This is a genomic window from Enterobacter sp. UPMP2061, assembly GCF_053709615.1.
Window position 1 is genome coordinate 77,868 of record NZ_JBSKJP010000012.1, and the last position, 13,789, is coordinate 91,656.

The window sequence follows — 13,789 nt, forward strand, 5'->3', positions numbered from 1 at the left end:
AGTGATTTTATTGCTGAAGGTCGGCGATATAATTCCCTGCCTTATAGCCATAACGCGTTGCCGGATAGATTTCGATTTGTTTTTCGGATGCTGATATTTTGGCTGGGGCGCTGGCCGTCATTTTTTCGCCAGGAAGAATGTAGGTCTTAGCTAATGTCGCGATCGTACCCGAGGCCATTAATTTCACCTTTTGCTCCAGTCGGACGACATAAGGCGTATTATTCTCAACCGTGACATTGCCATTTTTTATCTGCCAGGTGAGTGCCTTCCAGGGTTCAATATTTACCGCCAGGCCAGCCGGGTGAATAATGACGGGAAGGTTCTGGCTAAACACCACTTTAACTTTATTTTTTTCACGCTGTGGGATAGCGGTAAAAATGACACGCTTAAAATGTTCCACCTTCAGCGGCTCATTATTGTTTTTCAGCACAAAACGCACGCGCTGGGTTTTACCCGCATCTACGCGCACAACCGGCTGCGTGGCAATCAGACCCGGTTTGGGGTCGTCCGGGAGATCAATAATTTTGGTGTACAGCAGCTGTGCTTCAGCATCGGTGTTTTTGACATCCATGCTGGCCCCCTGCTTGTCTTCATTGACAATAAGCAGCGAGGTATCCGGCACCATCCCGGCAGCCATACCGTTGAATGAGGCCAGCAGGCAGGCACAGATCAGCGTTCTCTTTAAAAGCAGCATAATATTAGTCCATTAATATTGGTATAGGACACCCCACCGGGGTGAGGTGTCAGGTATTTCATGATACGTGGGGGTGATTACAGATAAACCAGCTCAACGTTGGTTAAGCCGTCCAGGGTGGCTTCATCCGTGATATTTAAATCGTTGGTTGGGTTAATCATCGCGGCAATGCCCACGTTGAAGTTAATTTTAGTTTGTGCAACAGGTGCCACTGTACCGGTCGCTTGATCTGTGAAGGAATAAATCTCACTCTTATCAGGTTTCACCTGTAAGTAGCGAAACCCGCTTTTAACTCCCCATGATGCGCCGTTATCGCTGGTGAAGATTGGATAAAGGTTTACACCGTCTCCGTTGGTCGTCGCCCCGTCGGTCTTTTGGATACCCATTGAATAAGCGCCAATCTTCTTATCGCCATACATCCCCAGGCCAGCCGTAAAACCCGCACTGGTAATGAAATCCGAATCAATAAAGTTCACCGGCATATTCTCCGTAGGCGCAGAATCCACATGCGAATCGTTAAAGGTCACGCCAACGCGGGTCGCTTCTTCACAGGTAATAGAAATAGGGATAATTTTAACATCCGCCAGAGGGGTTGGGGTGGTGGAATTCAGACTAGCCACCTTCATGGTACCAAAATCAGCAATACCGCCACCGCTAATAAATGCCGGTGTACAGGAAGACGGAACAATTTTCCCCGTAACCTGAATATCAACACTGGAAGCCGCCATTGCTGAAGACGCCGCTACTGCCAGTACAGATGCCAGCACTCCTTTTTTAAACATCGCGTTCATTTAATTTCCTTATATGAGTTAAATACAAAATAAACCAAAAGAGAAATATTTGGTTTTAGGGGTAAAGATTTAATATTGTTTTTGAAACTATCATCATGAATAACCGGGGTCAATGACTCCGAATCTCTTTAGGATTAAAGCCTGAGGATTTCCTTATTATTTGGGATCAATTATTGATTATTTATATAATAAATCCCGAAATACAGTCTGAAAGACATGAAATCATACATTATTGAAATGAATTAAAAGAACTGGTCAGACCTTGTATTTAGATCATGTATGAGATTGCTGATTTTTAAGTAAGGGTACTCAACCGGACGGCACATTATAGTTATTATTCAACCAATAAGAAATATCCCGGAGGATATGGCTATTTTCTGTCAGGTTGAAAATACAGGCGGTTTGTACAGGAAGGCGGGATAAAAACAGGGGAGCAGAATGAAACCTGTCCCTGCTCCGAAGAGCAAGGGACAGCGGCTATATGACTTATTTGTTCAGTTCAGCGGTCATGTGTACGCGGTTACCTGTGAATGCCTGGGTAATTTTGTAGGATGACGCGCCCGCTTCCTGAGCCTGTGCGGCGATTTTGGCTTCTGCGCCATCGAGGGTAGAGGCGGATGCAGTCACAGTCTGCGCAGCGAAAGAACCGAAAGAAGCAGCCAGAGCGATTACAGCGACAAAAGTTTTGATGCTTTTCATGAGATAAACCTTTTCGTTAAGTTGTTTAGATAAGGCACCGTGCCTTGATGAGACAAATACTAGCCCTCATCATGAACAACTAAAAGCGGAAGGTTTTGCTATACTCATTCAAAATTACTGATTAACAATTAATCGCTGCGGATGGGTGTAAATTGTCGCCCTGCCCGGCTTGCAGAACCCCACCAGCGTCAGGTTGCAGCGCTCTGCCACTTCGACCGCCAGCGTTGTCGCAGCCGACACCGCAAACAGGATCTCCACGCCGCACATGGCCGCTTTCTGCACCATTTCATAGCTGGCGCGGCTGGAAACGAGCGCGGCCCCTTGCTGCCAGACGGCATCTTCACGCGCGCGACGGCCCAGCAGCTTATCCAGCGCCACATGGCGGCCCACATCTTCATGACCTCCGACGATCTCGCCCGACGGGAGCAACCACGCCGCAGCATGTGTACAGCCGCTCAGCTGGCCTATGGGCTGGACATCATTGAGGTGCTCCAGGGCTTTGTCGAGGTTACCGAGGTTGAAGGTCTGGGTAAACGGCAGCGGCGCGACGGGCTTACCGATATCGTTAAGCTGTTCAACGCCACACACGCCGCAGCCGGTGCGTCCGGCCAGCGCCCGGCGGCGCTCTTTCAGCCCCATAAAGCGACGACTGGAGAGTTCGATTTGTACTTCAAGGCCATTACAGGCCTGAACCACATCCATACCGTAGATCTCCTGCGGATGCGCAATGATGCCTTCCGAGAGGGAAAAACCTATGGCGAACAGTTCCAGATCTTTCGGCGAAGCCATCATCACCACATGCGAAATCCCGTTGTAAACCAGGGCAACGGGGACCTCTTCCGCCAGAAAATCCGGCGTGGCATGTGAAATGTGAGGCGGTCTGTGTACCGACAGTTCCACAATGCCCGCAGGCAGTGGCGACACGTGGGCAGCACGGTTTTGTTTAGACACAACGGTATTCCTGAACAACCACGGAAGTGAGCCTGCTATTGCAACACAAACGGCAGGCCTTACGCATAGTATGGATCAACTTTTCAGCAACCATTCTCCTACTCAATACGGAGAGGTGCAACCGATCAGCTGCTACACCTCTTTAACATGCACAGGATAAAATGTGATTGATATCACATTTTATAATCAATGCCGTGATAATACGTTCACTTTGTTTTAACCCCGTTAGAACAGGCGTACCGACATTGTGGTATTCTGGGCTTATCCCTCGGAGAAATGAGGGATTAATGCAAATTTTTCTCCTTTGCGGTTAATTCTCAACCGCAAAGTAAAACTACATAGCAATGTCGTAATGAACCAAGGAGTGACCCATGCAGGTCAGCAGAAGGCAGTTCTTTAAGATCTGCGCTGGCGGTATGGCAGGCACCACGGCGGCGGCACTGGGCTTTGCGCCCGGTGTAGCGCTGGCGGAAACACGGCAGTATAAACTGCTGCGCACCCGCGAAACCCGTAACACCTGTACGTACTGCTCCGTCGGCTGTGGGCTGTTAATGTATAGCCTCGGCGACGGTGCGAAAAACGCCAAAGCATCCATTTTCCACATCGAAGGCGATCCGGATCACCCGGTCAACCGTGGTGCGCTGTGTCCGAAAGGGGCCGGTCTGGTAGATTTTATCCACTCCGAAAGCCGCCTGAAGTTTCCTGAGTATCGCGCTCCCGGCTCTGACAAATGGCAGCAAATCAGCTGGGAGGAAGCGTTCGATCGCATCGCTAAGCTGATGAAAGAAGACCGCGATGCCAACTTTATCGCGAAGAATGCCGAAGGCACCACCGTTAACCGCTGGCTCTCCACCGGCATGCTGTGTGCTTCTGCGTCCAGTAACGAAACCGGCTATTTAACCCAGAAATTTACGCGCGCACTCGGTATGCTCGCGGTCGACAACCAGGCGCGTGTCTGACACGGACCAACGGTAGCAAGTCTTGCTCCAACATTTGGTCGCGGTGCGATGACCAACCACTGGGTCGACATCAAAAACGCCAACCTCATTGTGGTGATGGGCGGTAACGCCGCTGAAGCGCACCCTGTCGGGTTCCGCTGGGCGATGGAAGCCAAAATCCACAACGGCGCGAAGCTGATTGTGATCGATCCCCGCTTTACGCGTACAGCGTCAGTGGCGGATTTCTACACCCCTATTCGTTCAGGTACTGACATCACTTTCCTGTCAGGCGTATTGCTGTACCTGATGACCAACGAAAAATATAACCGCGAGTACACCGAAGCTTATACCAACGCCAGCCTGATCGTGCGTGAGGATTACCACTTCGAAGATGGCCTGTTCAGCGGTTATGACGCCGAAAAACGCAAATACGACAAAACCAGCTGGAACTACGAGCTGGACGAAAACGGCTTTGCGAAGCGCGACACCACCCTGCAACACCCGCGCTGCGTGTGGAACCTGCTGAAAGAGCACGTTTCCCGCTACACGCCGGAGGTTGTCGAAAACATCTGTGGGACGCCGAAGGCGGATTTCCTGAAGGTGTGCGAGCTGATAGCGGAAACCAGCGCGAAAGATAAAACCGCGTCGTTCCTGTATGCGCTCGGCTGGACGCAGCACTCCATCGGCGCGCAGAACATCCGCACCATGGCGATGGTTCAGCTGCTCCTCGGCAACATGGGGATGGCAGGCGGCGGCGTGAACGCCCTGCGCGGTCACTCCAACATTCAGGGTCTGACCGACCTCGGCCTGCTGTCTCAGAGCCTGACGGGTTACATGAACCTGCCGAGCGAGAAACAGACCGATCTGCAAACCTACCTGACGGCCAGCACGCCAAAACCGCTGCTCGAAGGCCAGGTGAACTACTGGGGCAACTATCCGAAGTTCTTCGTCTCGCTGATGAAAGCCTTCTACGGCGACAAGGCGACGGCGGAAAACAGCTGGGGCTTTGACTGGCTGCCGAAGTGGGACAAAGGTTACGACGTACTTCAGTACTTCGAAATGATGCACCAGGGCCAGGTCAACGGCTATATCTGCCAGGGCTTTAACCCGGTGGCGTCGTTCCCGAACAAGAACAAGGTTGTCGAGTCTCTGTCGAAGCTGAAGTTCCTGGTGACGATTGACCCGCTCAATACCGAAACGTCGACGTTCTGGCAGAACCACGGTGAGTCGAACGATGTCGATCCGTCGAAGATTCAGACCGAAGTGTTCCGTCTGCCGTCTACCTGCTTCGCGGAAGAGAACGGGTCTATCGTCAACTCCGGCCGCTGGTTGCAGTGGCACTGGAAAGGCGCGGATGCCCCGGGCATCGCCTTGAACGACGGCGAGATCCTGGCCGGTATCTTCTTACGTCTGCGTAAAATGTACGCGGCTGAAGGCGGCGCAACGCCTGAGCCGGTGCTGAACATGACCTGGAACTACTCGACGCCAGAGAATCCGTCTCCGGAAGAAGTGGCGATGGAGAGCAACGGTAAGGCGCTGGCGGACGTTATCGACCCGGCGACCGGTGCGGTGCTGGCGAAGAAAGGCGATCAGCTCAGCACCTTTGCGCACCTGCGCGATGACGGTACGACCTCCAGCGGCTGCTGGATCTTTGCCGGTAGCTGGACGCCGAAAGGCAACCAGATGGCCAACCGCGATAACGCCGACCCGTCGGGCCTCGGCAATACGCTGGGCTGGGCATGGGCATGGCCGCTTAACCGCCGCATCCTCTATAACCGCGCCTCAGCTGACCCGCAGGGCAACCCGTGGGATCCGAAGCGTCAGCTGCTGAAGTGGGACGGCGCGAAATGGGGCGGCGTGGATATTCCGGACTACAGCACTGCCGCACCAGGCAGCGATGTCGGGCCGTTTATCATGCAGCCTGAAGGGATGGGGCGCCTGTTTGCTATCGATAAGATGGCGGAAGGTCCGTTCCCGGAACACTACGAGCCGTTTGAGACGCCGCTGGGTACCAACCCGCTGCACCCGAACGTGGTCTCTAACCCGGCAGCCCGCATCTTCAAGGGCGATTTTGAAGCGCTGGGTAAAAAGGACAAGTTCCCGTATGTCGGCACCACTTACCGTCTGACCGAGCACTTCCACTACTGGACCAAGCACGCGTTGCTGAATGCCATCGCGCAGCCGGAGCAGTTTGTGGAGATCGGCGAGAAGCTGGCGAACAAACTCGGCATTGCCCATGGCGATACCGTGAAGGTCTCCTCTAACCGCGGCTACATCAAAGCCAAGGCGGTGGTGACCAAGCGTATTCGCACGCTGAACGTTCACGGTCAGCAGGTGGATACCATCGGCATCCCAATTCACTGGGGTTATGAGGGCGTGGCGAAGAAAGGGTTCATTGCGAACACCCTGACGCCGTTCGTCGGCGATGCGAACACGCAGACGCCGGAGTTTAAGGCCTTCCTCGTGAACGTGGAAAAGGTGTAACGGAGACGACTTATGGCTTATCAATCTCAAGACATTATCCGTCGTTCCGCGACTAACGGTTTCACGCCCGCGCCTCAGGCGCGGGACCACCAGCAGGAAGTGGCGAAGCTTATCGACGTGACCACCTGTATCGGCTGTAAAGCCTGTCAGGTGGCCTGTTCAGAGTGGAACGACATCCGTGACGAAGTGGGTCACAACGTCGGGGTGTACGACAACCCGGCGGACCTGACCGCCAAGTCCTGGACGGTAATGCGTTTCTCGGAAGTGGAGCAGAACGACAAACTGGAATGGCTTATCCGCAAAGATGGCTGTATGCACTGTGCGGATCCGGGCTGCCTGAAGGCGTGTCCGTCAGAAGGGGCTATCATTCAGTATGCCAACGGCATCGTCGACTTCCAGTCCGAGCAGTGTATTGGCTGCGGCTATTGCATCGCGGGTTGTCCGTTTGACGTGCCGCGCCTGAACCCGGAAGACAACCGCGTCTACAAATGTACGCTGTGCGTTGACCGCGTAAATGTCGGCCAGGAGCCAGCGTGCGTGAAGACCTGTCCAACTGGCGCTATCCACTTTGGCTCCAAAGAGGATATGAAAACGCTGGCGGCAGAGCGCGTGGGCGAGCTGAAAACTCGTGGTTACGATAACGCGGGCCTGTACGATCCGGCCGGGGTTGGCGGTACGCACGTGATGTACGTGCTGCACCACGCCGACAAGCCGAACCTGTATCACGGCCTGCCGGAGAACCCGGAAATCAGCGCGACCGTGAAGTTCTGGAAAGGCATCTGGAAACCGCTGGCCGCGGTCGGTTTTGCGGCCACCTTCGCAGCGAGCATCTTCCACTACGTCGGCGTTGGTCCGAACCGTGCGGAAGAGGAAGACGACAACCTGCATGAAGAGAAAGACGAGGTGCGCAAATGAGAAAACGTGACACCATCGTGCGCTACACCGCGCCGGAACGCATCAACCACTGGGTCACCGCCTTCTGCTTCATGCTGGCGGCGATAAGCGGGCTGGGGTTCTTCTTCCCGTCCTTCAACTGGCTGATGCAGATCATGGGGACACCACAGCTGGCGCGTATACTGCACCCGTTTGTGGGCGTCATCATGTTCGCGTCGTTCATCATCATGTTTTTCCGTTACTGGCACCATAACCTAATCAATCGGGATGATATCTTTTGGGCGAAGAATATTCGTAAGATCGTCGTCAACGAGGAAGTGGGTGATACCGGGCGTTATAACTTCGGCCAGAAATGCGTATTCTGGGCGGCGATTATCTTCCTGGTCCTGTTGCTGGTGAGCGGCGTGATCATCTGGCGTCCGTACTTTGCGCCTGCTTTCTCAATCCCGGTGATCCGATTCGCGCTGATGCTGCATTCATTTGCCGCAGTGGCGTTAATTGTGGTTATCATGGTGCATATTTACGCCGCCCTCTGGGTGAAAGGCACCATTACCGCGATGGTGGAAGGCTGGGTCACCAAAACGTGGGCGAAGAAACATCACCCGCGCTGGTACCGAGAAGTCCGCCAGAAACAGGAAAAGTCATCTGAATGAGTATTCGCATAATCCCGCAAGATGAGCTGGGGTCGAGCGAGAAACGTACGGCGGAGTATATTCCGCCGTTGTTATTCCCCAGACTCAAGAACCTCTACAACCGCCGCGCAGAGCGTCTGCGCGAGCTGGCAGAGAACAACCCGCTGGGCGATTTTCTGCGTTTTGCCGCGCTGGTCGCCCATGCGCAGGAAGTGGTGCTGTACGACCATCCGCTGCAAATGGACCTGACCGCACGCATCAAAGAAGCCAATGAGCAGGGCAAACCGCCGCTGGATATTCACGTCCTGCCGCGCGACAAGCACTGGCATAAGCTGCTGCATTCCCTGATCGCCGAGCTGAAGCCCGAGATGAGCGGCACGGCGCTGGCAGTCATTGAGAACCTGGAAAAAGCCTCCGATCAGGAGCTGGAAGAGATGGCGAGCGCGCTGTTTGCTTCCGACTTCTCACTGGTGAGCAGCGATAAAGCGCCGTTCATCTGGGCTGCGCTGTCGCTCTACTGGGCGCAAATGGCGAGCCTGATTCCAGGTAAAGCCCGCGCCGAATACGGCGAAGCGCGCCAGTTCTGCCCGGTGTGTGGTTCAATGCCGGTCTCCAGCATGGTGCAAATCGGCACCACTCAGGGGCTGCGCTACCTGCACTGCAACCTGTGTGAAACCGAGTGGCACGTGGTGCGCATCAAGTGCAGCAACTGCGAACAGACCCGCGATCTGAACTACTGGTCGCTGGAAAATGAAGACGCGGCGGTGAAAGCGGAGAGCTGCGGCGACTGCGGGACCTACCTGAAGATTCTGTATCAGGAAAAAGACCCGAAAGTCGAAGCCGTGGCCGACGATCTCGCCTCGCTGATTCTGGACGCGAAGATGGAGCAGGAGGGCTTTGCCCGCAGCTCGATCAACCCGTTCCTGTTCCCGGGTGAAGGGGAGTAATCTCCTGTGAGAGTGCCGGGCGGCGCGAGCTTGCCCGGCCTACACCTGGTAAGGCGTAAGGACCTCGTCAATACCCGCAAAATCTTTCGTGTTGCGAGAAATCAACGGACATTTTCTGCTCTGCGCTGTGGCCAGAATGATAGCATCAGGCAGTTTCATTCCATGCTTCTCACGTAGTGAAACGCTTCTTTCCGCAATATCCCTAGACACATCAATAATTTCAAAAGCGCCCATCACGGCTGCCGTTTTCGCTTCATGACCATGCCTGCGAGCGCCCACCATTACTTCCATCCAGGTAATTAAGCTGATGGCACGATGCGACGCGGTATGCTCAATCGCATCCGCAGCTTCAACACGGTTGTTGAAGAGATCAATGAGAATATTGGTATCAAACACTGCCATGTGCTCCATGATTACCACTCCTCACGCAGCTTGCGTTCATACTCAAGCCCGTCCTCTTTTCTGTCTCCCCACAGACCAAGCGCATTTCGGATAACAGAAGAACTCTGCTGGTCGAGATACAGTTCTATCGCTTCCCGAAGCAGTTCAGCACGTGGCTGATTTCGCAATTGCTTGAGATTATCCAAACGTTGAATCACGTCATCAGACAAATCGATAAGTATTCTGCCCATATCAAGTTCCGCCAAAACGCTCATATATCACCTTAGTATATCATCTTTGGTTAATTTTCAGGCAAAATACTCTTTATCAATTTAGGGTGAAAGGACGTTTTTTAGGGAATGATCGATTTTGCGAGCCGCTTTCCACAATATGCACCTCTCAACATTTCTCTGTTTTCATCTGCTGTAAACCAGGCTATAAACTGTATAAAAACACAGTAAAAGGACGTAATCATGGCACTGGAAAAGGGTATTGATAAGCTGGTACAGGAGTTTATTGCCGCAGGACGACCTTCCTCGCGAAAGCAGAGTATTGATGACCGGAGAAGCGGATATGTTGCCAGCACAGCGCTAGCCGGGGAAACAGAAACGCGTGTCCAGGTTGAAACGCTTGTTCTTGAGGAGATGACCTTTCGGGTATTTTCGCCTTTCAATGCCCCTGAAACGTTATCTTGTGCCCTCTACTATCATGGCGGTTGTTTTGTCAGCGGTGGGTTTGAAACCCATGATAATCAGCTTCGCCAACTGGCGTTTTACGGTAACTGCCGGGTCATTGCGGTTCAGTACAGACTCGCACCCGAGAATACTTTCCCCGCTGCGCATGACGATGCAGAGAGAGCGGCAGATCTTGTCTGGCAAAATGCAGAACAATTAGGTGTGGATAAAAACCGGATTACACTTTGTGGAGACAGCGCGGGAGGTCATCTTGCGCTGGTAACGTCATTGCGGCTTAAGGCCAAAGGTCTCTGGGATCCCGCGCAGCTCATTCTTATCTACCCCATGCTCGACGCTACGGCCAGTTTTGAAAGCTATACCCTCAATGGCATGGATTACGTGATTACTCGCGATACCCTTTTGAGCGGCTATGAAATGTATCTGGCTGGAGCCGACCGTCAACATCCTGAAGTCAGCCCACTGTGGCGCAACGACTTTAGCGGTCTGCCGAAGGTCCATATTGTTACCGCGGAGTATGATCCGTTACGCGACGAAGGCGAGGCGCTTTATCAGCGCCTCACGGAGCAAGGCGTGAAGTGTACCGCTCAACGATGGCGGGGTGTAATACACGGCTTCTTCCAGTTGGGTGGAATTAGCCAGTCAGCGCGAGACGTTATGCGAGATATTGCCTGGCGCATTAACCATGCCGGGCGAGAGTGAAAAGGAGACTACTCCTCCTCGTTCCCGCCCTCTTCATACGCGCCATACGGCTTCGCTGGCAGAACGATATAGGTGCCTTCAAACACCGCGCCTGGCGTTTCATCGCCGAACAGCTCCACCTGCATCTGTACGCGTGCTTTACGTCCACGCGCCAGACGGTCGAGATCGCCGCCCAGTGCGCCCAGGTCAGCAACCGCGCTCGGCTTGCCGCTGATCGGGGCGCTGTAGCGGATATGTGCATCGGCCAGAATAATGGTGCCGCCGAGATGACGTTCGCGCAGCATCAGCCAGATCAGTCCCCAGCCGGTGAGCGTGGCGAGTGAAAACAGGCTGCCGGCAAACAGGGTATGGTGCGGGTTCTGGTTGCCGGTTTCCGGCATGGTGGTAATAAATTTTTGCCCGGTGTACTGCTGAATACGCACACCCATTTTTTCACTGAGCGGAATGTGCTGATACCATGCCTGCTGGAGCTGCCCGCACCAGTCGGCGCGATGGAGAATATCGTCCAGCGTGGCGATGGGTTTGATCATCAAAAAGTGACGAATCGGCGTAGTTTGCGGGGCGGTGATTTCCCCCTGATTCACGAAACCAAGCTTGGCAAAGAACTCAACGGCATCTTCGCGGGCGCTACAGGTGACACGCTTGACCCCTTCCTGACGGGCAACGGATTCCAGCGTCATAGCCATCAGCGTTCCAAGGCCTTTGTCCTGCACGGAGGGATGAACGGCCATAAAGCGGATTGAAGCTTCGTTGTCGGCATTGATATACAGACGTCCCACGGCAACGAGGTTGCCCTCTTCATCAACCACCATCTGGTGGTGCGCCATCGCGTCCCAGGCGTCGCGTTCAGAGCCTTTAGGTTGATGCAGGGGCTTGCGCAGCATTTCCCAGCGGAAATGGTAATAAGCGTCTAATTCTTCTTCCGTTTGCGGTACTCGAAGGTGATACATAGCTGTACTCTCTCTTGTTACCCGCGGCCATGCCGCCAGTTGGCTCATACCTGGAGCCAGAATGTGACGGGGCCATCGTTCACCAGCGAAACCTGCATATCCGCAGCGAATCGTCCGGTTTGTGTATTCATGTCCTGTTGGCGACAGCGCTCAACAAAGTACTCGTAAAGGGCTTCTGCGCGATCCGGTGCCGCGCCCTTCGAAAAACTCGGGCGCATGCCGCGTTCGGTATCCGCGGCCAGCGTAAACTGGGAGACCACCAGCACGCTGCCGCCCGCCTGCTGAACGTTCAGGTTCATCTTGCCTTCCGCATCGCTGAAAATGCGGTAGCCCAGTACGCGCTCACACAAGCGGTTGGCTTTTTGTTCGTCGTCATCCTTTTCGACACCCAGGAGCACCAAAAGTCCTGGGCCAATTTCACCCGTCACCTCATCCGCCACGGTGACGCTGGCACGGGTTACACGCTGAATCAATGCAATCATGGTTGGTCTGCTTCTTGTTGTTTTTCAGCTTCTGCTGCTTTTTTGAGTTCGCGGTAGACCCCGAGAGTGACAGTTATTTCGGCGCCAAGCAAGACGATACACCACGTCCAGTAGACCCAGACAAACAAAATGGGGATCACCGCCAGCACGCCGTAAATCAGCTGATAAGAGGGGAACATGGTGATATAAAGCGCGAATCCTTTCTTGCCCAGCTCAAAGAGCAACGCCGCGACCAGCGCACCCACCACGGCATCCCGGTTGGGTACGCGCGTGGTTGGTACCACGCTGTAGAGCAGCCAGAACGAAAGCCACGATAAAATCAGCGGGAATATACGCAGCACGTTATCGATCACGCTGTTTAAGTCGGTCGCCCAGCGCAGCGAAAGAAGGTAGGAACTGATCGCCAGGCTTGCCCCCGCCAGCAATGGGCCAAGGGTTAAAATCATCCAGTAGACGGCAAAGGAGTAAACCTTCGGGCGGACTTTTTTGCTCCGCCAGATGGTGTTGAGCGCACTGTCGATGGAGTACATCAGCAGCAGCGCGGTAACAATAAGCCCACATGCCCCCACCGCCGTCATCTTGCTGGAGTTAGCGACAAACTGTTCAATGTAGTTCTGGATCACATCGCCGGTGGCAGGAATAAAGTTCGCGAAAACAAAATGGCGAAGCTGCATGCTCACATCGGCAAACATCGGAAACGCCGAAAAAAGCGCAAAAATCACCGCCACCAGCGGCACCAGCGAGAGCAAGGACACGTAAGCGAGATTGCCCGCCAGCGTGGTCATGTTGTCCTCGTCAATGCGATGCCAGAGGAGTTTCAGCCACGCCCTCAGCGGGCGCGTGTGGTGATTGGCTTTTTGATGAACGGTTTTTAGCATAACTGCTTCGCAAAGTAGTTCGGTATCGTCTCTTTTCCGGTCACCAGAATGGAGGTGATACCTAACTGATTAGCCCCTTCTATATTATCGGCGTTGTCGTCAAAAAAGACCGCATCCGCCGCCGTGAATCCTTCTTCCTGCAATACCGCCTGATAGATGCGCGCCTCAGGTTTACGCATCCCCATCTCCTGGGAGAGATACACCTTATCTGCCGCCGCGTGGATTTCCGGGTATTCATCCGGCCAGAAGGTGGTATGCAGGCGGTTGGTATTCGACAGGACGACGACACGATGCCCCTGCTCGCGCAGCTTGTGCATGATGTCGATCACTTCGGGGCGGATCGCGACAAATATGGCCTGCCAGCCGTGGGAAAACTGCTCGTAGCTTAACGAGAGACCCATTTCCTGACAGAAACGCTCTGCGAACGCTTCATCGCTGATCTCACCGCGCTCGTGCAGATGGAAAGTCTCACCCATCGCGAAATTCTGCTTTAACGTCGCCAGCGGAACACGGCTAAAATCGCTCCATGCGCCCAGCACCCGGTTAAAATCGATATCGACGATTACATTTCCTAAGTCAAAGATATAAAGCATGTTTATCTCCTTTCGCCGTGGAAAAGTAACTGTAGCGGGAAAGAGAAACTTTAGCTATGCGCCAGATTCAGCTTAGAGAAA

The 13,789-nt window shown here is 53.8% G+C and carries 15 protein-coding genes; 5 read left to right on the forward strand and 10 right to left on the reverse strand.

The genetic code is table 11. The annotated features are described in order from the left end of the window. Positions 1-7: 7 nt before the first annotated feature. The 4 genes from ACWKXX_RS18840 to fdhD form a co-directional block, all read right to left on the reverse strand. Positions 8-694 (reverse strand): fimbria/pilus chaperone family protein, encoded by a 687-nt coding sequence (locus tag ACWKXX_RS18840; RefSeq protein ID WP_261665879.1) that lies wholly within the window; start codon positions 692-694, stop codon positions 8-10. Between the two features lie 77 nt (positions 695-771). Continuing rightward, entirely contained in the window at positions 772-1,485 is a 714-nt protein-coding gene (locus ACWKXX_RS18845; protein ID WP_015569917.1) for a DUF1120 domain-containing protein, read from the reverse strand. Between the two features lie 486 nt (positions 1,486-1,971). After that, complete coding sequence (locus ACWKXX_RS18850; protein ID WP_015569916.1) at positions 1,972-2,184, reverse strand: YdgH/BhsA/McbA family protein; 213 nt, start codon at positions 2,182-2,184, stop codon at positions 1,972-1,974. 114 nt (positions 2,185-2,298) lie between these two features. Beyond that, positions 2,299-3,135, reverse strand: a complete 837-nt coding sequence (gene fdhD / locus ACWKXX_RS18855; RefSeq protein ID WP_023295636.1) for a formate dehydrogenase accessory sulfurtransferase FdhD — start codon at positions 3,133-3,135, stop codon at positions 2,299-2,301. A gap of 371 nt (positions 3,136-3,506) precedes the next feature. Here fdhD and fdnG point away from each other — a divergent pair, with 371 nt between their 5' ends. The 4 genes from fdnG to fdhE are packed head-to-tail and all read left to right on the forward strand — an operon-like array spanning position 3,507 to position 9,030. Next, positions 3,507-6,557, forward strand: coding sequence for a formate dehydrogenase-N subunit alpha (gene fdnG / locus ACWKXX_RS18860; RefSeq protein WP_085929672.1), 3,051 nt, complete (start codon positions 3,507-3,509; stop codon positions 6,555-6,557). A 12-nt stretch (positions 6,558-6,569) separates the two neighbouring features. Beyond that, a complete protein-coding gene (fdxH, locus tag ACWKXX_RS18865; protein ID WP_014072386.1) occupies positions 6,570-7,472 on the forward strand; it encodes a formate dehydrogenase subunit beta in 903 nt (300 codons plus the stop codon). Further along, entirely contained in the window at positions 7,469-8,104 is a 636-nt protein-coding gene (gene fdoI, locus ACWKXX_RS18870) for a formate dehydrogenase cytochrome b556 subunit (RefSeq protein WP_003861958.1), read from the forward strand. Before fdxH ends, fdoI begins: the two co-directional genes overlap by 4 nt. Further along, a complete protein-coding gene (fdhE, locus tag ACWKXX_RS18875; protein ID WP_003861956.1) occupies positions 8,101-9,030 on the forward strand; it encodes a formate dehydrogenase accessory protein FdhE in 930 nt (309 codons plus the stop codon). Before fdoI ends, fdhE begins: the two co-directional genes overlap by 4 nt. A 39-nt stretch (positions 9,031-9,069) precedes the next feature. On the opposite strand, the gene ACWKXX_RS18880 is transcribed toward fdhE, so the two are convergent. After that, the gene (locus ACWKXX_RS18880; protein ID WP_045327153.1) at positions 9,070-9,441 is read right to left on the reverse strand and encodes a type II toxin-antitoxin system VapC family toxin; all 372 of its coding nucleotides are present in this window, start codon (positions 9,439-9,441) and stop codon (positions 9,070-9,072) included. A gap of 2 nt (positions 9,442-9,443) precedes the next feature. Then, a complete protein-coding gene (locus ACWKXX_RS18885; RefSeq protein WP_015569912.1) occupies positions 9,444-9,686 on the reverse strand; it encodes a ribbon-helix-helix domain-containing protein in 243 nt (80 codons plus the stop codon). Positions 9,687-9,884: 198 nt separating this feature from the next. Here ACWKXX_RS18885 and ACWKXX_RS18890 point away from each other — a divergent pair, with 198 nt between their 5' ends. Continuing rightward, positions 9,885-10,805 carry an alpha/beta hydrolase gene (locus tag ACWKXX_RS18890; RefSeq protein WP_023295638.1) on the forward strand — a complete coding sequence of 307 codons (921 nt, stop codon included), beginning with the start codon at positions 9,885-9,887 and terminating at the stop codon, positions 10,803-10,805. Between the two features lie 8 nt (positions 10,806-10,813). Here ACWKXX_RS18890 and fabY read toward each other — a convergent pair whose 3' ends face one another. Genes fabY through yihX form a run of 4 tightly spaced genes read right to left on the reverse strand, consistent with a single transcriptional unit; the run spans position 10,814 to position 13,708 of the window. Continuing rightward, the gene (gene fabY / locus ACWKXX_RS18895; protein WP_015569910.1) at positions 10,814-11,755 is read right to left on the reverse strand and encodes a fatty acid biosynthesis protein FabY; all 942 of its coding nucleotides are present in this window, start codon (positions 11,753-11,755) and stop codon (positions 10,814-10,816) included. A gap of 44 nt (positions 11,756-11,799) precedes the next feature. Beyond that, positions 11,800-12,237 (reverse strand): D-aminoacyl-tRNA deacylase, encoded by a 438-nt coding sequence (dtd, locus tag ACWKXX_RS18900; RefSeq protein ID WP_015569909.1) that lies wholly within the window; start codon positions 12,235-12,237, stop codon positions 11,800-11,802. After that, complete coding sequence (locus tag ACWKXX_RS18905; protein ID WP_003861949.1) at positions 12,234-13,115, reverse strand: virulence factor BrkB family protein; 882 nt, start codon at positions 13,113-13,115, stop codon at positions 12,234-12,236. The genes dtd and ACWKXX_RS18905 overlap by 4 nt, the downstream gene beginning before the upstream one ends. Continuing rightward, complete coding sequence (gene yihX / locus ACWKXX_RS18910; protein WP_003861947.1) at positions 13,109-13,708, reverse strand: glucose-1-phosphatase; 600 nt, start codon at positions 13,706-13,708, stop codon at positions 13,109-13,111. Before yihX ends, ACWKXX_RS18905 begins: the two co-directional genes overlap by 7 nt. Positions 13,709-13,789: the final 81 nt, after the last annotated feature.

Excerpts from the sequence above, each read along its gene's own strand:
- ACWKXX_RS18840 (WP_261665879.1), bottom strand. The coding sequence starts at position 694 with ATGCTGCTTTTAAAGAGAACGCTGATCTGTGCCTGCCTGCTGGCCTCA.
- ACWKXX_RS18845 (WP_015569917.1), bottom strand. The coding sequence starts at position 1,485 with ATGAACGCGATGTTTAAAAAAGGAGTGCTGGCATCTGTACTGGCAGTA.
- ACWKXX_RS18850 (WP_015569916.1), bottom strand. The coding sequence starts at position 2,184 with ATGAAAAGCATCAAAACTTTTGTCGCTGTAATCGCTCTGGCTGCTTCT.
- fdxH (WP_014072386.1), top strand. The coding sequence starts at position 6,570 with ATGGCTTATCAATCTCAAGACATTATCCGTCGTTCCGCGACTAACGGT.
- fdoI (WP_003861958.1), top strand. The coding sequence starts at position 7,469 with ATGAGAAAACGTGACACCATCGTGCGCTACACCGCGCCGGAACGCATC.
- fdhE (WP_003861956.1), top strand. The coding sequence starts at position 8,101 with ATGAGTATTCGCATAATCCCGCAAGATGAGCTGGGGTCGAGCGAGAAA.
- ACWKXX_RS18880 (WP_045327153.1), bottom strand. The coding sequence starts at position 9,441 with ATGGAGCACATGGCAGTGTTTGATACCAATATTCTCATTGATCTCTTC.
- ACWKXX_RS18885 (WP_015569912.1), bottom strand. The coding sequence starts at position 9,686 with ATGAGCGTTTTGGCGGAACTTGATATGGGCAGAATACTTATCGATTTG.
- ACWKXX_RS18890 (WP_023295638.1), top strand. The coding sequence starts at position 9,885 with ATGGCACTGGAAAAGGGTATTGATAAGCTGGTACAGGAGTTTATTGCC.
- fabY (WP_015569910.1), bottom strand. The coding sequence starts at position 11,755 with ATGTATCACCTTCGAGTACCGCAAACGGAAGAAGAATTAGACGCTTAT.
- dtd (WP_015569909.1), bottom strand. The coding sequence starts at position 12,237 with ATGATTGCATTGATTCAGCGTGTAACCCGTGCCAGCGTCACCGTGGCG.
- ACWKXX_RS18905 (WP_003861949.1), bottom strand. The coding sequence starts at position 13,115 with ATGCTAAAAACCGTTCATCAAAAAGCCAATCACCACACGCGCCCGCTG.
- yihX (WP_003861947.1), bottom strand. The coding sequence starts at position 13,708 with ATGCTTTATATCTTTGACTTAGGAAATGTAATCGTCGATATCGATTTT.